This window comes from Burkholderia sp. Bp9016 (assembly GCF_003857765.1).
Classification (GTDB): Bacteria; Pseudomonadota; Gammaproteobacteria; order Burkholderiales; family Burkholderiaceae; genus Burkholderia.
The window spans coordinates 336,231-356,523 of record NZ_QTPY01000001.1 but is presented as its reverse complement, the minus strand read 5'-3'; the positions used below and the strand labels follow the sequence as shown (position 1 = coordinate 356,523).

Below are 20,293 nucleotides of genomic sequence, written 5' to 3'. Positions count from 1 at the left end.
TCACGCCGGTAACACGGTGTGGCGGGGCATTCCTAACTGGGGGCTTTCCTTCAACCCCCGCTCACGCGGGGAACACAGTGGACCGAACCTAATCCACTCACGGGACTGCCTTCAATCCCCGCTCACGCGGGGAACACCGGGGTTCCCCCCTCAACACGGCCCCAAGGTACCTTCAACCCCCGCTCACGCGAGGAACACGTGTTTCACACGGCATTGCCGCTCAAATACACCCTTCAACCCCAGCTCACGCGGGGAACACGAGAAATTCGCGCACCTCGAAGCCTTGTTCTACCTTCAACCCCTGCTCACGCCGGGAATATGCATACCTACCACGTTTGCCCATAATCCACTAACTTCAACCCCCGCTCACGCGGGGAACACTATTGCTTTAGCTGCGCTTTCGTCATCAGCTTCCTTCAACCCCCGCTCACACGGGGAACACGCTATGGGTCGAGATCCCGGATGGGACATACAGCCTTCAACCCCCGCTCACGCGGGGAACACAGTTGAGGGCGTTCCGCAAGGCGTGTTTCACACCTTCAACCCCCGCTCACGCGGGGAACACCCAGTAAAGGCCAGTCGGAAAGTCGCCGGCCTCCTTCAACCCCCGCCACGCGGGGAACACTTGAAAAGCCGGCATTCGGATTCACGCATCGACCTTCAACCCCCGCTCACGCGGGGAACACCGCAGTCACTGCATCTTCTCGGCGCGATTGATCATTCTACTTTTCCCAATCTTCAACCCCCACTCACGTGGGGAATACGTTGTATGGCCGCCCGTCCTTTCGACCTGTTACCTTCAACCCTCGCTCACGCGGGGAACACACCCGCGAGCTGTCGTCCCAGCGTGGATTCTCGCTTCAACCCCCGCTCACGCGGGGAACACAATTTGAGAATGGCAGTCGAGATCGAACTGACACTTCAACCCCCGCTCACGCGGGGAACACGGGTGCGCTGACACAGAATGCCCAAATGGCTCCCTTCAACCGCCGCTCACGCGGGGAACACGGTGTTCCCACCTATATTTTGACGCTGAGTCAACTTCAACCCCCGCTCACGCAGGGAATCATCGAAGCCGCCTACACAAGCAGGTCCGGCGTCACGTACGCAATCCCCCTCGTGTCGACCGCCCAATATGGCGGCCGCGTCGCCATCGCGACCGCCTCCGCTCCTTCGTGTGGCCAGGGAAGCACGCGTCGCTGCCAGAGATCGCGCGCGGCATCATCACGCTCGATGTGAAAAGACCTGATCCGCCCGTAGCCCATTCGCGCTTTCGCACCGAGATGCGTCACATACCCGGTTTCGGGGGACAACAGATCCACCAGTCGATCCTCGTCACCGACACACCACGCGTGTACCTGCTCAACCTGCCGAACAGGAAAAAACTTGAACTGCTGTTTCAGCAGCCCACGCGCGGTGTCGACCTTGTAGGCGTACTGCTTGAGCGGAAACTTGTACCGCCCTTCGATCTGCCCACCCTCGATGCGCCGAGCCATATCGTACGCATCCGTCTTTCTGGTCCAGAAGCGCATCGAGTGCGGTCCTGGATCGCCGCCAGGAACGATGGCAGACGCCTTCCAGCACCTGGCGTCGTCACGCTGATCGCGCTCGAGTGGAAGAGGGAAGTCTGCAAGCTCGCGCAGCGTCTTGGGATCGGCCTCCCAAGCCCCAGCAGCCCGAAGGCTTTCCTCGACGATCGCATACGCGATCAAGGCGTCCAGATGGAGCGGGTGCGCACCCGCCACCATCGGTGTCGCGAGGGTCCACGTCAGTCGAAGGGGGGTCATCTCAAGCCTCCTCTTCGACAGCCTGACGCGGCATAAAGAAGTCCATCATCACCTCTGCGGAAAGCGAAGCCAACGCGTCATTTGCCGCCGCGACATACCGCTGCGACACTTCATCGGAAAGCGTGGCGTCCGCTCCCGCCAGATCAGTCGTGAAAACCTGGAAGGACTCACCATCCCGTTCGAGCGACAGCCGCGCGCCAAACTGCCCAAGCCCAGTACGCACCCAGCCGCCGAGCGCTTGCTCGCGGACCAGCGCACGCAGCGCCAGCAGCATCAGCCCGACGTGTGCGTCGCTGACGTCATCCGCAAGATCCAGATGGAAGTACATCGGCGTGCCCGCAGCGATCGCCTGAATCGACATCATGTTCCCGACGTCCGACTTCTTCTGAATGTCCTTGCTCGCGATCTCCTTGTTCTGAGCCTTCTTCTTGTCGTCGCCGCGCTGAACCCGCTTCTGCAAAATGTCGGTCTGGTACCCCTCCACCGCAGCCGTGGCATTCTCGATGTACTTCTCGAGCTCGTCGGGACGCAACACGCGCATCACGTCGTCGACCCGCAGCAAATGCCGAACGACCAGCAGTTGGTCACCCCGCAGCGGGCTCTCACCAGTGAAATCCTTCGGCAACCACGTCGTGTCGGTTTCGTCGCCATACTGTCGCGGCACCGCGCCAACTTCGATCGTCGAGGCAATGACCGGGAGCAAATCGGCAACACGGAACCGCGACCGCAGAATACGCGTCCCGCCACCGAACAATCCCATGTAAACGTTGTCCCGCGCGCGAAGCACCTCTTCGATCGTCACGTCGTTTTCGGGCTTACCGCTGACTGCACCGCAATTCAGGCCCGCGTAGAGCTCGAGCTTCACCTTGCGCGATGCAGTGATCGTGTCCAGCACGATCGATGCAGCCTTGCGACGAAGGCGGCCGCGCAGGTCATTGCCCGGGAAGTACGGAATGCGCTCCATTCCCCGGCGGGTGAGAATGCGTTGCTGCATAGTCGGGGTGGCCGTGCTTGCCTCGACGCCCACCATCGACCCCTTCAGCGATTCGTCCGGCGTTGCGCAGTGGAGCGGATGGGTCAGCTGGAAAATGCCGGTGATGCGGTTCGTGATCGTCATGTTCCTTCTCCAAAAGATGTGCCTAAGAGGGCGGGGATTATTGCTGCGCGGTGGCTGCCGGCAGCTTTCGTTCGGGGCGCTGCGGATCCGGTGCGTACAAGGTCGCTGTCAGCCCCCAGATCTCGCCTGCTGTCAGCGAGTGAATGAGGGCGATGTCATCCTTGACCTGCGCGTCTTGCCCCGCCAGTTCGTAGAGATCGCCACGGATGGCTCCGTGCGCCGGATCGGTCAGGTCACGCGACAGGCGAACGAAGGGGTTCTTCAGAGCCGCGCCGCGTCCTTTCCGATTCGCGGTCGCGGCCGCAGCGAGGCGCCTAGCCGCAGCAGTACCTTCTTCGAGAAACTTCCGTCGTACCGTCAGCAGGACCTCCCCATATCGAACGGTGAACACCTCGCGGGACACATTGACGGGTGTACGCCAAACCACGTGCTGTCGCTTTTGATCCGACTGCAGGAACAGCCACTGCCCCTCGGGAGGATTCAGGAGCCAATACGCGATGTGCTCATTGCTAGCGGCCGGAAAGACCCCTTCATCACAGATCACCGACTTTGTGTAGCGCTGCGTGAAATCCAGGTTCCACGTTGCTGCGCACCAGCCACAGATCACGCGCGACGCCCCTGAGCGCAGCGCCCCGTAATCCGTGAATGAAGCGTCGGGCTCGAACGGCATCACCGGCTCTCCCGCCAGATAGATATGACCGCACATAGCGCACGTGCACGCCGAACGTGCGCGGCCCGATTCAACAGGTTGCAGGCCCGCGGCAGAGATCGCGAGACGAGACGGGCTGATCAACGGAAGGGGGCTCATCCTGCAAACCTCCGTGGACGTTGCTGTTCAAGAGCGTAGTTGACCGAGAGCGCCGCCAGGTCGAGCCCGATTCGCCCGTACCCACGGGAGGTAAGGTTGCCGACAAACCAGAAGCCCTCAAGTTCGGCGTGAATGGTGAAGGACATGTCGAGCAATGTGACGTACTCGTTCGTCGGCCCGGCCGTCGTCGACAGGCGGAGCCCAATTTCTCGCTTGACCTCAACATCGACCCCCAGCTGTTCCTCGGGCGGGCAGTCGATTCCATACCGTGCGGCCATGCGCTCGATTCCCGCGACCAGCCGCCGACGCGCCAGTTCTTCGATATCCGAAGCCCGCGCGCTGGGTGAGCGGCGCTTCAGCGCCATTTCTCGAACCCAGTATCGCCGCGGCTCGTGACGCGGCTTCAGGCTCAGCTCGTGTTGCTCGACCTGAACCGGCGTGTTTTGCTCCGCGAGGTGGCTAGCCGCCCGCACCGCGTCTCCCATGACCTGATAGATCACGCCCGCATGGTCCTCGTCCGCCAGGATGCCCAGCCAGCGCTTCCCGCCCAGGATCCGCACGCCCGGCATACCCTGCGCCGGTCCGTTGCGATCGTCGTAGTGGAAGAGGGCGCTCGGGAACTCCCGACCCGCCGACTCTTTCGCGAGCAATTCACGGAATCGCGAGGCGTAAATCTGGACGCCGGCCGGTAGACCGATTCGCAACAATGTCTGCTTTCTCATCGACTTCTCCTGCGGGTTGTTCAACGTCGTTGACCGCTTCATCTCGCGGAAACAGAACCGAGCATAAAAACCGAACCTGTTTTGCAGAAATGATTTCTGCAATTTTTCTCGGGCGACGACACTTCGCACGTGCGGCCCACGGACGTGCGGCCGATCGCGAAGGAATTTGTTGACGAATTGCGCACTTTCGTCCGGCCCTTTCGCGGAACCGCCATATCGCGCGGAAACGGAAACGGACCAAATTCGGTGTTCGGCACCGCAGTGGCGTCCCCGCTTCCATAAGGAGAAAGCTCAATGAGCCTGAACATGACGCTCGCCATTCCAGCCGAATGGCTGTCCGTATCGATCCCCGAGTACCTGACGATCCAGCACGACGAAGATCGCGTGCGATCGGCGGTCAAATCGCTGATCATCGATGCGTTGCATCGCGAATTGCCGATCGACCAGGCCACCGACGAGCACGGCGACCGCCGACGAATCTTCATCAGTCTTCCCGAACCCCATGCAAGCGCGCTGCGCGCGAGGGCGAAGGACCACGCTCTCGGTACTTCGGCATTTACTCGCGCATTGGTTGCAAGCGGCTCACGGCAAAGAGGGGCTCAAGCCGCGCCGGTTACCTGGGACGAAAGCGACCCGATGGTCCGCGTCACGCGAGCGCTGCAGGCGATCGACTCGGGAGTCACAATCCGCGCAGAACAGATCACGGTGGCCGCGATGATGCGAAACTGCCTCGCGGACGCCGGTATCGGGTTGATCGAAGCTGGAACGGGCGTCGGCAAGACGCGAGCGATGGTCGCAGCCGCATTCGATTGGATCTCGGCACGCGGCAAGCGAGCAGTAATCGCAGCACCCACAATCGCACTGATCCGTCAGCTCGCTGCGGAAGTGGCGCTTCAGCAGCGAGCTTGCGCCGAGCCGCCCTGCGTACGACTTGTATTCGGACGACGGGAGTTCGTGAGCGCGCGGGCATTGGAGGCGTTCATCGCAGACGCTGACGCGCGGCGACGCGACGTACCAGACGTTGCGCAAGCTCGCCAGTGGCTGGCCGACGGTGGCTCAGCTGTTCATCAACATCTCGGTGTTGGCACGCGTTGGCTGGCCGGTGCCCTGGAAGCCGTCGCTCCGGCTTTCCCGGTCGACGAAGTCCGGTTGTCCGATGTGAACGCGATGGAAGATCCTGGTTATCGCGCGTATCGAGCACAATTCATCGTCGCGCCCGACGACGAGAACGAAATAGTCCTCTGCACCCACGCCATGTTGGCTCAGGACATGAGAATCCGACTACGAGCCGCCGGCAAAGACGAGGATTTCCGTGCGGTAGACCAGGAAATCGGAGACGAACTCCGGTCGCTGCGCAGCGGCAGGGAGGACACTGCGGTCGCGCGCGACCGTCTGAAGGATCTCTACGCAACGCGGCACGCACTGTTCGAATCGGTAACCGAAGACAATGGACTGCTACCCGACTATCGGGCGCTGATTGTCGACGAGGGACACCTCCTCGAGCAAATTTTCTCGAGCTCGCTCTCACGCTATGTCTCTCTCAATCAATGCGTCCGCCACATTCGAGAATACAAGAGGCACGGTGGGCGAGTCTCCGGACAAGTCATCGAACGCCTCGAGCAACTGGTGAGCGAGATCTCCGGCGTCGGCGCGAGCGCGCGTCGGGATTTCGTCAACTTGTCGGGCAGCGATCCAAATATTCGGCGCCTCGCGGTATTGCTACAGCGTATCGCTGAATGCCTCGACGAAATACCGGCCCCTAGGAAGAGCGCGGAGGGCGACCCTGCTCGTGCACGCAGTGCCATCCAGGCGCGCATTGCGGCCTCCGTGATCCGCAATGCGACAACGTCAGCGATCACACGGGCGTACCTTCGATTCTCCCCGACCCGCCATTACCCCCAGTTGTACGTTGGTAGCGGTTCCGTCGAGTCGATCATGCGAACGATGTGGAGTCGCCTCGACGGCGCAGCTGTCGTCTCCGCCAGCCTGTATCTGAAGCGCTTGAACGGCCCCTCGGCCGGTTACCAACGAATGCTACTTGGCATCCCCGAGGCGCGAGGAATCGAGTACCCGCCCATACATGCGCCGTGGAGCGTCGCGCCGGTGGCGGGTCTTTGGACACCAGGTGCGTTCGCGAAGCGATTGCGACCGCCCACGCGCGCCGATCGTCTTGCCGATACCGAATACCAGCGCGCGGAGGAAGGGTGGCTCGACAGTCTCGCTCCCATCATCGAGTCTAACCATCAGACGGCGATTGGCGGCACCCTCGTGTTACTCACGAGCTACAAGGCTGTCGACGGCCTCGCCAGACGGTTGTCGGGCACCACAACACTACTTGTGCAAGCGAGGGAAGAGTACCCGCTGCGACGGCAAGCCGAGGACTTTCTGAAGCTACGTAAGGCCGGAGTGCGACCGCTCTGGCTTGCGGTCGGAGGAGCGTGGACCGGACTCGATATCGGGGGACACGATCCCTGGGCGCGCCTCTTCGACGGGGGGAGCATTGCTGCCGATCAGGACAATGTACTGACAGACCTGGTGATTCCGCGGCTACCATTCGGCACGAACCAGTCCATCACGCATTTGTGGCGCGCGCAAAATCGGCCCGGGATACCGTGGGACCTCCTCGAGGCCGCTTTCCGATTCAAGCAAGGTCTTGGGCGGTTGGTTCGGCGCGCCGGCCTCCCACAGAATCGCCGGATTTTCGTACTGGACGGTCGACTCGAAGACGCTGGCGCCGACTCGGCATACGCGCTTTTCAGGCAAGCAATGTCGCTCTATCCGGTCAAGGCACTGGCCACCGAATAGCGGAACACTTCAGGTCGGCGGCACTTCTCGCATGCGGGAAGCGCTGCTGTGCCCTTGGCATCTCGGCCTTCAATACTGCCCATCACACGGATCAGCGGTCACCTTGCTAGCACCATGGTTTGTCCACCACGCCCATTCCACTTGCGCGTACGCATCTCCAGGTACTACGACTTTGCCGAAAGGCCCAACCAGGAGATCCGCCATGCTGAAGCAAACCTTTGTACACAAGGCAGTTCCGAATTACGGCGTCCGACTTGCACCGAGACCGGCAGCCCTGACGACGGCAGAGAGCACCCGCACCGCCAAGGCCGACACGCCAATGCGCTCGTCCTCTGCCCCTAAGGAAACGACGATTGCCGATGGCTCGGCACCCCGTCAACGTCCGGCTCGCCACGTGCCGGCGAGCGAAAAACGGACCGTCTGCCTGTTCGAATCCGACCGACGCCGATCCGGTGACGCGCGTGCCCATCCGACTTCCCGGGTATTCGAGGGAGGCACGATCAGCGGTGTACTGAACGCGGACCAATCCGTGACCCTCCATACCAGTACGCTGAGCTTCACCGATGCACGACTGTTCGCCGACGGCATGCTTTGCCCAGTGCAGAAGCGAACGGGCCGCTCGCCTGACTTCCGCGGGCATCTCGACGTACCGTTCGACTCGCAATTCGAGACGACCGAATACACCGAGGACGTTGCCGGCTGGTGGAAGGTAACGAGAGGAGGGACGCAGTACCTCTTTCTAGTCCTGACTCGCCGCCCGAAGGTGACGAAGCGCTAAAGCACTTCAGCGCACCTACACATGACCCATAGCCCGCGCGATACCACGGTATCCACGGGCTTTTTCTTTTCCCGTTCCACCTTTCCCGCCGCATTTCAGGTCGCTCTGCCTTTCAACCTCCACCGGAGATCGACCTTGACCCTTGCATCCTATCTGACCGCCCAGCAGCATGAAAAACGCCTCCTCGGCCTCCTCAACCAGTTCTCGTACAACCATCGCGTATCCACGGTTTTTTCGGACTTCGTCGAGCTGTCGGCGCTCGCGATCAGCAACGCTGTCGATCGAACCCAGTACCAAGACCGCGAAGCGCAATGGCACCTGATCAACGATCGCTATTCGAAGGAAGAGCAAGCACGCTTTCCTGCCATGCTCGCCGAGCTGACGATGGCGTTCGAACGGAGAATCGAAGCACTGCAGGTGAGCGGTGCGCGCAGCAGCGTGATGTCGATCTCAGGGGACCTTGCCGACGTCCTCGGCGCCACGTTCATGGCGTTGGATTCCGGAAACTCGAGGGCGGGGCAGTTCTTCACGCCCTACGAGGTGTCGTTGCTGATGGCGGAGATGATGTTGACCGACGTCGATCCCACGATTTCGGAGAAGGGATACGTCACCCTGAGCGAGCCCGCTGTGGGAGCTGGAGGGATGGTGATCGCGGCCGCCGAAGTGATCCACTCTCGCGGCTTCAACTATCAGCGCTCGATGCACGCGACTTGTGTAGACGTAGACCTGCGATGCGTACACATGACCTATCTCCAACTCGCACTTCTGCACATCCCTGGGGTAGTCGTCCATGGGAATTCGCTGACGGTGGAAGAGTGGAGTGTGTGGCATACGCCGGCACACGTGCTCGGCGGATGGCGTGGACGGTTGCAACGCGCACGCGCGACCGATAGGTCCGGTCGCAACTTTGACCCCGCCGTCGAGAACGCTGACCACGACCGCGAGATCGCGATCGAAGCGGTGAGCCAAGGGACGTAACCACGAAATGAACTCAGGCCTGTTCCGGACTCGTCCGAAGCAGGCCTTTTTCTTTTACGGCCGCCACTCAACTCACCCCACCTTTTTCGGGCGGCGCTTCCTGGCGGCAGGGGCGGGCGGATTCGCGAAATATTCGAGCCGGCGCGATTCCACCTGCGCGCGAAATTCCTCCAGCATGTCAGACGGCGCGATCACCTCCGCCTTGACCCAATCCGGTGGGTACTGCACGTCTGCGAGATAGTCGTTGTAGACCTTCGTCCCGATCTGGCTCAGCCGTGCCAAGCTCAGGTCGTACTTGGCCGCAAGATCCGCGGGCGGACGCCCCTCGACGAGCAATGCGTGGGCGATCGCTCGAGTCTTCTCGACCATGCGAGGGCTCTTCGCGATCGCCTGCGCGAATTGTTCTTCGGACAGGCGAATTGTGGACTGGTTTTCGTGGTTCAGCATGCGTGACGGGCAGGTTCGCGCGCAAGCCGGAGCGGATTAGGCGAATGCCACCGGGCACTCGACTTCGACCTTGGTAAGGCCCACCGCAGCCAGGCGCTGTAGTAGATCCTCAAGGTTATCAAACTTCTCCGCAACTACCCCCGCAGTCACGCCCGCAATCCAGTGCCCATCGCGCTTTCGCACGAGCGCCGCTTCGCCCGCTGCGGCCGCACGAGCAAACGTCTCGATAGAGACCGTCGGGTCACATACGTCACCTGCGTCACCGTCCGGGGCGGGATCGGCCTGGACAGCGGGCGGCACGCCGGGCGCAGTGTCCAGCCGAGCACCGATGCCGGCGCTATCGTCCTCGCGCGGGCTTTCCGCGTCAGCGTCATGACCCGTCACACCAGGAGCATTGCCGGCCGGCGCCGCCGTGCTGCGGGACTCCGCAGGGGACACCTTGCCGTCGAAACCCTGACTGAACGTTGCGTCGCGCGCCCCGGTTCCCTCCTGGCCCCCGACACGGACATCTGCAGCAGCAGCCTGCTTGATTTCCTTGATTGCAGACCGAGCCGCTTGCCGCACGTTCAGATTCGGATCCGCCTTCGCGGCGCTGACTACGCGCTTCGCGGCCGCCGGATCCCGCTTCTCCAGCTTCGCGAGCTCGTTCACCGTCGAGATATCGGCCGTCACTCCAGCATTGACCGCTTCCGCCGCAACACCGCCGGCATCAAGCGCCTCGACGAACTTGAGCCGTTCGTGTATCCAGTTGATCGACTTGCCCCACAGCTCGGCCACAAGTTCGAGCGTGCCGAGTTCCGCGTAATCGTCTTTCACCGCAGCTGCGAGTTCCGCGGGAGTAAGATCCTCGCGTTCAATGTTTTCCGCGATCTGAACGCGCCGGGCTTGCTTGGCAGTCAGTTCTTTGATCGTCGCCAGCAAATCCATCCCGCCGATCTCGCATGCACGGTAGCGACGCTCACCAGCAACAAGAAGGAATTCGGAAATCCCATCGGGATCCCGCACGACGATCGCTGGCTGGAGCTGGCCGTTCGCCTTGATATCCGCCGCCAGCTCTTTAAGCGACTCAGACCGAAACCCCGGGTTTTTCGGCCCACGTATCTGCGCTTTGACGCGAATCCGAGACGGTGCGATGAGCTGCGGAATGTCGACGCCAGTGGCCCTTGCATCGATCGACTGCTGGACCGAAGAAGCACGCTTGATGCTATTCGCAAAGACATTTTTCACTTACGCCTCCTTCACCATGCCAAGACGCCCGAACACCTCGGCGCACGCGGCCATCATTTCCTTCGCAGCGACCCGCTGCGCGCCAGCACTCGCACCGCGCCATACGGGGCGGCCTTGGGCGAGCGATGTCGACACGCTTACCCGGTCCATTACGACTTGCTTGAGGATCAGATCGCCGAACTCCTGGCGCATTGCCGCAACACCGCCCAACTCGGTCAGCGACTTGCTGTTGATCTTGCACATCAAGAACCCGACCTGCTTCAGGCCCGGGTTGAATTCACGCCTGATCGAATCCAGCGTCTGTTGCAACTTTGAAATGCGGGCCATCGTGAACACGCTGATGTTCGTCGGCGTCACGACTGCGTCTACTTCGCACAGCACCCCAAGGGCGCGCCGTGCAAGGTGGGGCGGGGTATCGATGATGCAAAGATCGAAGTCCTTCTCGATCGTCGCGAGTCCCTCGTCAAGCGGCAAGGTAAGCCGGTCTTGAATCTCGCCGAAGAGTGTTCGAACCCGTCCCAAGTCGACCGGACCGTCTTGCTTTCCGAGCTCCGTTTCGAGATCCGCGAGCACATCGACGGGAAGATCGTGCAGGTCAAGAAGTTCGGGTTCAGCGTCGACCACGAACAGCCGATCGCCGACCTGGCGCGGACGGCGTCCGTTCGGGTTCCCCCGAAAAAGCTCACCGGTCGTCAGCGCGTCCGACGCGCCGTCACTCAGCGTGAAGACTTCGGATACGTCACCCTCGTCGGCGTCGATGAGCACCGTCCGCAGGCCCAATTCATTCGCAGCGTAATCTGCGAGGTGCAAGGACGTCGTCGTCTTGCCGACACCACCTTTCTGATTCGTAACCGCAACTTTATCCATCTCGAATTCCCCGGTTTGGACCCGCACTACTGCGTGGACAGACATCAGAATACTATTAATCGGTTAATAGTTTGTCAACGCCAAATTGCGTGATTGAGTGCGCGGGAAATTCCCGCATGCGTGAATGCCAGGGGGACTCTATCGGAGGATGTGGAAATGCAGAAACGCCGCCCTGACAGCGGCGGCGTCAAAATTCCTCTAGTGCGAGCCTTCGTCAGCTCGCCAGCAAATCTGGAACGTCCTCATTCAACGGCGCGTTGTACTCGATGTGCGGCGGTATCTTCATGTGCCCAGTGATCCAGAGCCGCGCGGATTGCTTCACGCGTTGCTGTGTCGGTTTGTCAAGGTTGCCCATCATCGCGTCCGCCGCCGCGCGATAGCGGGGTGCACCGGTGGCCGCAATCCATAACCACTGCGCCGCTGCGAAAATGTTGCGCTCCTGGTAGTCGCTTCCCATACCGTTCAGCGAAGCGAGGTAATACATCGCGTCGCGTTGCCACTTTTCGGCACTTCGCTGCAGCTGGACGAGTCCATCGAAGTAGTTCTTTTCGGCGCCTTTCCCCTCCACAAGCGCGACGCCCCATTTCAGTAGCGCGGTCGGCTCACCGGCACCTGCAGCTTTCCGATACCAGAGCATCGCTTCGCGCAGGTCCGCCGGCACCGATCGAAATCCGTTCTCGTAGATCACTGCCAAATGCATTACTGCTGGCAGAAACACTTTGTCGGTCGCCGTATTTGCGGCCGCGCGAAACCAGCGCACTGCCAGCTCCGGCTGCGGATTCCCCCCGTTATCCAAGCCCCAGAGGTAGATCAACCCAAGGTTGTACGCGGCGAAAACGTTGCCGGATATCGTTCCCTCCGGGGTCATCTTTCCTGCTGCGATCAGGTAGGACTTCATCGCAATCGGGATGCTGCCGCCTGGTGGGTAGCCGGGCTGCATGGCGGTCGACGTGCCTGGCGAGCGACCGATCTGATAGAGGTAGCCGAACTGCATCGTCGCCCAGGGGTCACCCCCGCGGGAGCTCTTGAGCAGCTTGTCGAGCGCCTCTTGCGAGCCATTCTGCGCTGCCCGGAATAGGGCGAGCGCATCTTTCTGATTACCACCGACAAGGCGGTCGAGAAGACCTGCAAAGCTCGGTTGCGTCCACGTCGCAACGGCCACTGCAGCGACATTGCGCAACATGCGGCGACGCGCACGCGAAGCGTTTCTGGAATATCGAACCGGCGGATACCATTTTCTCGCTTTCATCGGGAAGGGGGCTGTCTTGTCCAAGAAGAGCACTGTCATGCGACGCATTATCGAACTGGTTATCGAAAATCCAGAAATCACCAGCTGTGAAGTCGCTGCGTTGCTATACGAACGCGACATCGATGGGTATTCCCCTGAGATGAAGCGCGTCCGCGTGGCGCTCCATGGACTGTGCAAGCTCAGGTGGCTGAGTCGACGCCTCAAGGAAGGCGATGGCGTCTATCTCTATCGATATAGCCGCCGCCGGCCGCCGAAGAAAGACGCCGTCATCCACCGTCCCCCCGACTCTCCGCCGCCGGCCGTCGGCCGGCTCGCTACGGCAATGGTGAAGTGGGGGAAGTGCCGCACCAATCACAACCAGTTTGAAACCACCGAGACCCTCAAATGAGCATCTTTTCCGGCGTAAAGCAGCGCGTGTTGTCTCAGCAGGCAACCGACCCTCAACTGCAGATGATGGAGCTCATGGTCCGCGACCGCCGAGCAGACCGCCGCTTCAGGATCCTGCGCCTCGTGATCGTCGTTCTCATTCCGATCCTTGTCTTCGTGAGCAAGATCGATCTGACCGCTTTGCCGCTCGCGTGGCCGTCGTCCACACCCCAGCTCGGTATCGTGCGAATCACGGGCACCGTAGGGAAGGGCACAGACAGGGCAGACGTGATCGTGCCGCAGCTCACTCGCGCGTTCACTGACGACAGCGTGAAGACCATTGCTCTGATGATCGACTCGGGTGGCGGTTCACCGATCGACGCCGAGCGGATCAACACCGCGATCGACACACTCAAGCAGAAGCACCGCAAGCCCGTCGTCGCCATCATCAATTCGCTCGGCGCGTCCGCGGCCTACCTGATCGCTATCCACGCCGACAAGGTGGTCGCCGGCCGCTTTTCCCTCGTCGGGTCGATCGGCGCTGTCATCGAGTCGTGGAACGTCTCGGGTGCGCTTAGACGCTTCGACGTCGAGCAGCACGCGTACGCGTCGGGACCGCTCAAAGCGATGCTGAATCCGTTCATCCCGTCGACAAGCGATGCGGACAAGAAGGCACAGACGCTCGTCAACGTGTTGGCGAAGGAGTTCGTCGACGAGCTCGAGCAGCAGCGTGGCACGAAGCTCGTCGCAGGCGTCAGGTACGACACGGGCGAAGTCTGGAATGGCGAGGCCGCGAAACGTATCGGACTGGTGGATTCCATCGGAACGATCGAAGACGTCGTGTCAGATCTGAAGACTCGTTATCCGGACCTCCGCACACGCGACTATGCAACCGCTGGGCCCGCGATTCGGCTTGGGATTTCCGATGCTATCGACGGGCTGCTGTCAGCTACATCAGGACTTTCTGTTCGTTGATACAACGGAGCGACATCATGAAGCGATCACCCAATGCCAACGCTGCGATCTGCGCGGTTGTCTCCCTAGTTGCATTTGCCGGGGTACCTGCAACCGTGTTGCACCCCGGACCTCTCGGGTTACTGCCGATCGCAGGCTCACTTCTCGTCGGGCTGATTTTCGCTCGCTACGCGTACCGGCAATGGCGCAATCAAACAATAGAAATCGACTTGCTCTCGAACACGCTCTCGAACCTCTTCATTTTTCTAGTCGTGTTTGCTGCGGCAGTTGGCCTCGGCATGCTGGCCGAGCGCTCGTGAGGCGACGATGAAAACCAGTAATGCACTTCTTTTTTCGGCAGCGGCCATTGGCCTTCCGGCGTTTTTTGTTCCCCCAAGCACTCTTCCGACGGCGGTACAGATTGGTTGGGCTGCATGCTTTTTAATTTGCGCAGCCCTGGGGTTGGCGGCATGGGCATTCGAGCAACACGAATAAGTGGGTAGCCAGTTCGGAGATCCAGTTCGCGCATCGTCATACGTGATCCGTTCCGTTGCAGCCATCGAAGCCTCCGGCACCGGACACCCGGCGGCCGGCCAGCTTACGCGACACGAAAGCGGACATCTCTATCTAGCCGCAAAAGAAAAGTTCGGTCATTGTATTTATGTAAAATGGAGTCCTAATAAATCGACAAAGACACTTCGCGTGGCTTTCGCAACTCTCTCGCGACCGTCTCTGTTGTGATCGCGGGTCTTCTCGCGATTGGCGCAACTATAAGGTTCTCATGGATTCACGCGGTCGCTGCTAACGATATCTTCGAGAGGGGATGGTGGTTCTTTGGTGGTGGCGTCATATTGTTGCTCATTTGGATTTGCTGGATCTTCTTACTTCACCGCATCCCCAATGAGCCCAACGGAGCAGACTCTTCGCGGACAGAGTGAAATGCCGCCTCGAGCGACCGATAGCCCTTCCGGGTTGACAGCACCGGCAAAGAAAAACCCGCAAGTCTCGGAAGAGAACCGGCGGGTTTGAGTAACAGCTGTATGGATCATATTCCCGGCGATGGGGTCTCGCACTTCGACTCCGGTTCGTCTCCGTACTGATTCCAGATAGCCTCAACAGCCGTCTCGATACCTTCCAAATATGCAGGTGAGTTGACGTCGATCCCGGCTACTGCATGTGCCAGGATCATCGACTCCACGCCATCGAGTGCCGCTTTCGCTTCAAGGCTTTCGCCTGCATTGTGCAGCGAAGACTGGATCGCACCAGCGCCCAGCGGCGACACCGTAATGACTATGCCGTGCCCCCAGAGACGAATCTCCCTCGACGCGTTCTGCAGGGTCCACTGTCCGTCGGCGCAGAGGTCCTTGTCGCGGAGGTCGCCCCCCAGCCGCAGATATTCAACCGCTTCTAAATGCCCGACCTCCTGCGCATCCCCTGCCGTTGCACGTACCCAGTTCCCGAAAGTCGCGTCACCACCCTGATCTGCATGGGTGGTTCGGAGAAACGTCTCGAGCGCCTGCAGTTTCCCTGATGCCACCCACTGCGTTTCCGGCAGAATCAGTGTGTCGGCTTCCGGTACAGGCAGCCCGACAATCTCTAGAGCCTTGACGGCAACCAAGTCGCCCGCCTCGGCCCGCTTCCGAACAAACTCGATAGCAGCGTCATCGCTCGCAAAGACCGATACCTCGTCGTCCCGCTGAATCTCACCGCGACCGGTGGCATCATCGATGTTAAACAGATTCCAGCCCTGTTCGTCTGCCACTGCACAGTCTTCATCCGTCCACTCCGGCAGTTTCGGCGGAGTGCCGCTTTTTAACACGTCACCAAACATCTGCATGATCGCCTCCTGCATTGGCGTAGTGAACTTACCATTCAGCTGAACTGCTGCAACCCAGTCATTGGCATCGAGTAGATGGTAAAAGTTCGCGTCACCGTCCGCCCGAACTCTGACATTAGGTATCGGCTGGACGATTACCGGCTGTTTCCCTTCAGAAGCGCCTACCGGTAGACCACCTTCCAGCTCGCTATAGCTGACCAACCGGTACAGATCCGACCAGGTCGCGCCGCACTCCCCACAACCAACACGCTGGAAGGCCGCGCCGTCTTCGATCTCGACTTCCTCGCCTCGAAGCCCAGAGCTCGTGCCGCACGACGCACAGCGAACTCCGCGCGAGCCCACGTACTCTGATTCGGTCATTGGGCCAGTGGCTGGTACCCCTGGCCGGACACGCTGAAACTGCTCTTCGTTTTCTTTCATCTTGCTGCTCCGTGACGATGGTGCGAGCGACGCCCCCTGACGGGAAAGCGTTCCCGCGGGGTTGAATTGGCATTGCCTGGAGAGATACAGAACAGCTGGTGGAATGGGGGAACAAGAAACACGCTTCCCGCATGCGAGAAGAATCCCCAGGTCTCAATGAGACACCGGGGATTGAGTTCAACAGCGGTCGTCGATCATTCGACCCCGACCAGTACCGTCACGCGGACACCATTTCCGTTCGCGCGAACGTCGGGAACGCGATGCTCCCAACTCGTCGGAATGCCTGCAGTGCGCGGCCGATCGCGTTGAAGACGGCGATGAATGGCGGGACGCTGACAGCCTGGCCGAGCACCTCGTGCCCAAACGTCTGGGTCACACCTTCCACCAGATCCTCCCAGACGCCCTTGCAACGTGCGTGCTCGCAGACCGTTGGGATCCGCAGCAGCTCAGGATCTGCCGGATGCCGGATGAACGTGCCGGTGCTTTGCCGTTTGGCGAGGGTCTTGTTCAGCGTGAAAACCTTCTCGGATTCGGCGTCGACGATGTTCATCTTGAAGCCCTTGCCGGCCGCCGCGTCCCGCTCTTGCTTGTCCTTCAGGTACGTGAGCGGGCTCCACGACTTGTCATCGAGCGCTACGGTCTCCAGTATCTCGCCAACTTTCCGCGAACGCCGCGCCGGACGTTCGACGAGATCGAAGGAGAACTCGAGGCCGAGCGTTACCGCAACGATGCACATCCGCTCGCGATGCTCGAGCATGTTCCAGTCGGCCGCGTGCAGCACGGTCTCGTGGACGATGTAGCCCAGATCACGCAGCGTCGACCGCGCAATTGCCGCGGAGGCGGTGTTCAGCCAGCCCGGTACACACTCGACCACCACGACACACGGCGAAGTCTTCGCGACGGCCGCGAGGAACGGCACGACAAGATGACCAACGTCCGGGTGCGCCTCGGGGCACGTGAGCTTGCGCTTCGTGCGACCGGCGTTTGACGCTCCTGAACACGGGATGCCGATCGTGAAGACGTCCAGCTTCGGCAGCTGCGCCATTGCCCAGTCGTCGAACACGACCTCCTGCATCGGTGCGGTCAAAAGGATCGTCCGCGCGTCGAAGACTGGATTGCGCTCCGCCGCGTGCTCCATGCAATCGGCCCGGATCTCGTTCGCGACCGCGAGGCGGGAGCCGACCCCTGCTTGCGTGAGGCCGACGTGCGCCGCGCGATCCAGGATGCCGACACCGGACGAAAACGAACCCATGACGAGCGGTTCGTCGCGTTCCATCTTTGCCTTCAGGCGACAGAGCCGTTCCTTCGCACGCAACTCGGACGAGATCGGCATCACGAAGATCCGGTGCAGTTGGACCACGATGCGTACAGCGGACAGCCCCATTCGCACGAAGTGTCCGAGGAGACCTTCGTTCTGGATGTCGATCACCGGAATCTCGCGCTCGCGCACGACCTTCTTCGACACGATGCGGCGACCCTCTTCCGACGCCTCGATGATGACCATGCTCCGCTCCGGGTCAAGTTTTGCGGTGAATTTCACACCCGGTACGAATCCCGCCTTCACCGCTTGTGCACCTTCAATCCAGAGGCGCGGTGTACCCTTGTTGCTGCCGATTCGACGGAACTCCATTCCTTGAAACGTGTTGGCTTGCGACATGTTGCTTCTCCTGAAGTGGATGGGAGATCGACGTCGCGCCGGTCGGCGCGGTGTCGAACGACGTGCATTGCTTCAGGAGATGCCGGCTGCGAGATGGAATGACGATACGACGGATCCTGCCGAGGAGCGCTACGCAGGCGCCGGAAATGAAAAAGCCCCTGAATCCGTGGATTCCGGGGCGATGGGTCATGGCAAATCTGAGGCGTCACCGGCGAGAAGCCGCGTGAACGCTCCACGGCCGTGGTTCTTTCCGCCACAACGGCATTCGCATGTACCGTTGAACTTGCCATTCAGGCACTTCGCGTTGCATTCGTGACGGGAGGGGTACGACTTGTACTCGATTCTCCGGGTCACCGGTAGCCACCGATCCGACCCAGATGTGGGCTCTCAGAAGAGATGTCTTTGGCCCCCTAGACAGATCAAGGACTTGGACATCTTTTTTGAGACGACTGCATGGCGCCTGCCTCAGAAAAAGTGTCCTTGGGCACGGGAATTCTCAGAAAAGTCGTCCTTGGGCAGGTTGCCCATCTACGTCGGGATCCTTCGCGCGCGCAGCTCTCGAGGTGAAGAAGAAGACTTTCTTGTAACCGCGATTCGTGGCCATGATGCCGGCAACGTCCGATCGCGCCTTATCTGCCCAAGTTTTCTTCGCACTGAAGGCGAAGGCCCAACGCTCGCTGCCGCTGTTCGGCAAGCCGATATAAGAAGGCTTGCTGATCGCATCGGACATCTTTCTCGCCAACCCTCCGAGATGACGCGATAACCTTCTACAGAATAGGCGTTCGCGACGAATCCGCATCCGTGCTCGATGCCGTCTGCACGACCACACCTACACCGTCACCCCGACAGGCGATGGCGAACCATGTCGTCGATGCGCTCACCCGGCACTTCGCGGTACAGGCGGATCGTCCATGGTCATCTCGAACAGCATGGAGGGGCCGCAGGCGAACTGCCGCCCCTCTGCACGCGACTAGAACAGCGTGGCGACACCGGCAAACGCACCGAACTGGCTGTGACCATAGTTCGGATTCAGGCTCGACGGATTACCGTTGACTGGATCGTTGTTCGTGTTCGCCCCGTACGATCCTCCATTGAGTCCGAGGTTCGAGGTCGCACTATTCCGCAGATAGCCAAGTTCCGTGTACAGACGAGTCCGCTTCGAGAGCTGATATCCGCCGGACAGCGTATACATGGTCGCGTTGCCGTTTCCGCGATTGGCATTCGCATGATAAATCGCCCCCGTTACCGAAGTCGCGGGCGATATCTCCCATCGCGCGCCTGCCCACTCATGGTCGACTGCGCTCGGCAGAGACGTGCCGGCGGGCAGGGTGGACGCGGCTGTCGTTCCGTAATAGCCGGCGTCGGACGCATCGGGCGCGGAAAGGTGCTGGTAGCCGGCATAGAACGTCACTGGCCCCCATGCATACGATCCGCCAGCGAACAGGGAGCGCGACGCGAAGTAGACGTTGCTGAACTTCCCGTTCCCGTCGCGCACCTCGTCGTAGATCACCTGCAAGTCGAGGCTGTGCGTGTTGTATTCCAGCTTGAGGCCGGCGACGCGGCCCTGCGAACTGCCGACTCCCGTCGAGGTGCCGAGCTGGCTAGGTGCGCTGCCTGGCGTACCGGAATTCCACTTGGTGGAGTTGGTCAGGTTGTACTGGCCTTGAACCGTGAATCCACCAAAGCTCGGCGAAACGTATTCGAATCCGTTTGCTGCCTGCGGGAACATGCGACCGCGCACAAGGGTCCCGAACGAATATTTCATTGTCTGCTGTGGATCGAGAATCCCCGCATATTGCAGCAATTCGCTCGCACCAAAGTTACCGATCCGGAACGAACCATAGCTCGCGTTGCTCATCCCGACAGTCGCCTGCCCCTCGAAGAACGAGCCGTTCGCATAAGACCCGTTCTGCGTATTGAGCCGGGACTCGAGCTGGAATCGCACGGACGTGCCGCCACCGATATCCTCGACGCCCTTCAGGCCGAATCTCGATTGCGCCCAGTTGCCCGATTCCGCGGACAGACGATGGCCATTCGGCAAGCCCGTCTCGTACTGCACGCCGTTGTCGACGAGGCCGTACAGCGTTACGCTGCTCTGTGCACTGGCGACGGTGGCCAGACTCATGGTCAGCGAGCCCAGAATGATACGTTTCATCTTTATCTCCGATCCCCAAACTTTGATAACTGCTCTTTTTAAATACGTACTACTTATTAAAAGACGGTTTCTGTTTTTTTCCTCCCCTCTGTTCCGACCGAATCCTCGGCCGGCGTCAC

18 protein-coding genes are annotated in these 20,293 nt (G+C 60.6%); 6 read left to right on the top strand and 12 right to left on the bottom strand.

Annotated elements, in window-relative coordinates:
- Positions 1-1,079: 1,079 nt before the first annotated feature.
- Genes csf3 through csf5 form a run of 4 tightly spaced genes read right to left on the bottom strand, consistent with a single transcriptional unit; the run spans position 1,080 to position 4,536 of the window.
- Positions 1,080-1,787, bottom strand: coding sequence for a type IV CRISPR-associated protein Csf3 (gene csf3, locus DIE13_RS01755; RefSeq protein WP_124825526.1), 708 nt, complete (start codon positions 1,785-1,787; stop codon positions 1,080-1,082).
- A gap of 1 nt (position 1,788) precedes the next feature.
- Complete coding sequence (csf2, locus tag DIE13_RS01750; RefSeq protein ID WP_124825525.1) at positions 1,789-2,904, bottom strand: type IV CRISPR-associated protein Csf2; 1,116 nt, start codon at positions 2,902-2,904, stop codon at positions 1,789-1,791.
- A gap of 37 nt (positions 2,905-2,941) precedes the next feature.
- Positions 2,942-3,712: a type IV CRISPR-associated protein Csf1 gene (csf1, locus tag DIE13_RS01745; protein ID WP_409333466.1), complete on the bottom strand. Its 771-nt coding sequence runs from the start codon at positions 3,710-3,712 to the stop codon at positions 2,942-2,944.
- Positions 3,709-4,536 carry a type IV CRISPR-associated endonuclease Csf5 gene (csf5, locus tag DIE13_RS01740; RefSeq protein WP_124825523.1) on the bottom strand — a complete coding sequence of 276 codons (828 nt, stop codon included), beginning with the start codon at positions 4,534-4,536 and terminating at the stop codon, positions 3,709-3,711. Before csf5 ends, csf1 begins: the two co-directional genes overlap by 4 nt.
- Positions 4,537-4,728: 192 nt before the next feature.
- Between csf5 and csf4 the strand changes: the two genes are divergently transcribed.
- The 3 genes from csf4 to DIE13_RS01725 all read left to right on the top strand — a co-directional run bounded on the left by csf4 (position 4,729) and on the right by DIE13_RS01725 (position 8,995).
- The gene (gene csf4 / locus DIE13_RS01735) at positions 4,729-7,239 is read left to right on the top strand and encodes a type IV CRISPR-associated DEAD/DEAH-box helicase Csf4 (RefSeq protein ID WP_124825522.1); all 2,511 of its coding nucleotides are present in this window, start codon (positions 4,729-4,731) and stop codon (positions 7,237-7,239) included.
- Between the two features lie 202 nt (positions 7,240-7,441).
- The gene (locus DIE13_RS01730) at positions 7,442-8,017 is read left to right on the top strand and encodes a hypothetical protein (protein ID WP_124825521.1); all 576 of its coding nucleotides are present in this window, start codon (positions 7,442-7,444) and stop codon (positions 8,015-8,017) included.
- 135 nt (positions 8,018-8,152) lie between these two features.
- Positions 8,153-8,995: an N-6 DNA methylase gene (locus DIE13_RS01725; protein ID WP_185731184.1), complete on the top strand. Its 843-nt coding sequence runs from the start codon at positions 8,153-8,155 to the stop codon at positions 8,993-8,995.
- 72 nt (positions 8,996-9,067) lie between these two features.
- Here the strand turns inward: DIE13_RS01725 and DIE13_RS01720 are convergent, their stop codons facing one another.
- The 4 genes from DIE13_RS01720 to DIE13_RS01705 all read right to left on the bottom strand — a co-directional run bounded on the left by DIE13_RS01720 (position 9,068) and on the right by DIE13_RS01705 (position 12,824).
- Entirely contained in the window at positions 9,068-9,442 is a 375-nt protein-coding gene (locus DIE13_RS01720) for a TrfB-related DNA-binding protein (protein WP_098557332.1), read from the bottom strand.
- Between the two features lie 36 nt (positions 9,443-9,478).
- The gene (locus DIE13_RS01715) at positions 9,479-10,669 is read right to left on the bottom strand and encodes a ParB/RepB/Spo0J family partition protein (RefSeq protein ID WP_124825519.1); all 1,191 of its coding nucleotides are present in this window, start codon (positions 10,667-10,669) and stop codon (positions 9,479-9,481) included.
- Complete coding sequence (locus DIE13_RS01710; RefSeq protein ID WP_124825518.1) at positions 10,670-11,536, bottom strand: ParA family protein; 867 nt, start codon at positions 11,534-11,536, stop codon at positions 10,670-10,672.
- Positions 11,537-11,750: 214 nt separating this feature from the next.
- Positions 11,751-12,824, bottom strand: a complete 1,074-nt coding sequence (locus DIE13_RS01705; protein WP_234745768.1) for a tetratricopeptide repeat protein — start codon at positions 12,822-12,824, stop codon at positions 11,751-11,753.
- Here DIE13_RS01705 and DIE13_RS32755 point away from each other — a divergent pair.
- The 3 genes from DIE13_RS32755 to DIE13_RS01695 are packed head-to-tail and all read left to right on the top strand — an operon-like array spanning position 12,823 to position 14,425.
- The gene (locus DIE13_RS32755; protein ID WP_185731195.1) at positions 12,823-13,173 is read left to right on the top strand and encodes a hypothetical protein; all 351 of its coding nucleotides are present in this window, start codon (positions 12,823-12,825) and stop codon (positions 13,171-13,173) included. The two genes, DIE13_RS01705 and DIE13_RS32755, sit on opposite strands and share 2 nt — an antisense overlap.
- Positions 13,170-14,126, top strand: a complete 957-nt coding sequence (locus DIE13_RS01700; RefSeq protein WP_124825516.1) for a S49 family peptidase — start codon at positions 13,170-13,172, stop codon at positions 14,124-14,126. Before DIE13_RS32755 ends, DIE13_RS01700 begins: the two co-directional genes overlap by 4 nt.
- Before the next feature lie 17 nt (positions 14,127-14,143).
- Positions 14,144-14,425, top strand: coding sequence for a hypothetical protein (locus DIE13_RS01695; protein ID WP_124825515.1), 282 nt, complete (start codon positions 14,144-14,146; stop codon positions 14,423-14,425).
- Between the two features lie 725 nt (positions 14,426-15,150).
- On the opposite strand, the gene DIE13_RS01690 is transcribed toward DIE13_RS01695, so the two are convergent.
- The 4 genes from DIE13_RS01690 to DIE13_RS01670 all read right to left on the bottom strand — a co-directional run bounded on the left by DIE13_RS01690 (position 15,151) and on the right by DIE13_RS01670 (position 20,174).
- Positions 15,151-16,362, bottom strand: coding sequence for a hypothetical protein (locus DIE13_RS01690; RefSeq protein ID WP_124825514.1), 1,212 nt, complete (start codon positions 16,360-16,362; stop codon positions 15,151-15,153).
- 217 nt (positions 16,363-16,579) lie between these two features.
- Positions 16,580-18,019 (bottom strand): DNA cytosine methyltransferase, encoded by a 1,440-nt coding sequence (locus DIE13_RS01685; protein ID WP_124825513.1) that lies wholly within the window; start codon positions 18,017-18,019, stop codon positions 16,580-16,582.
- A gap of 496 nt (positions 18,020-18,515) precedes the next feature.
- Positions 18,516-18,749, bottom strand: coding sequence for a hypothetical protein (locus DIE13_RS01675; protein WP_179894970.1), 234 nt, complete (start codon positions 18,747-18,749; stop codon positions 18,516-18,518).
- A gap of 240 nt (positions 18,750-18,989) precedes the next feature.
- The gene (locus DIE13_RS01670; protein WP_098557319.1) at positions 18,990-20,174 is read right to left on the bottom strand and encodes a porin; all 1,185 of its coding nucleotides are present in this window, start codon (positions 20,172-20,174) and stop codon (positions 18,990-18,992) included.
- Positions 20,175-20,293: the final 119 nt, after the last annotated feature.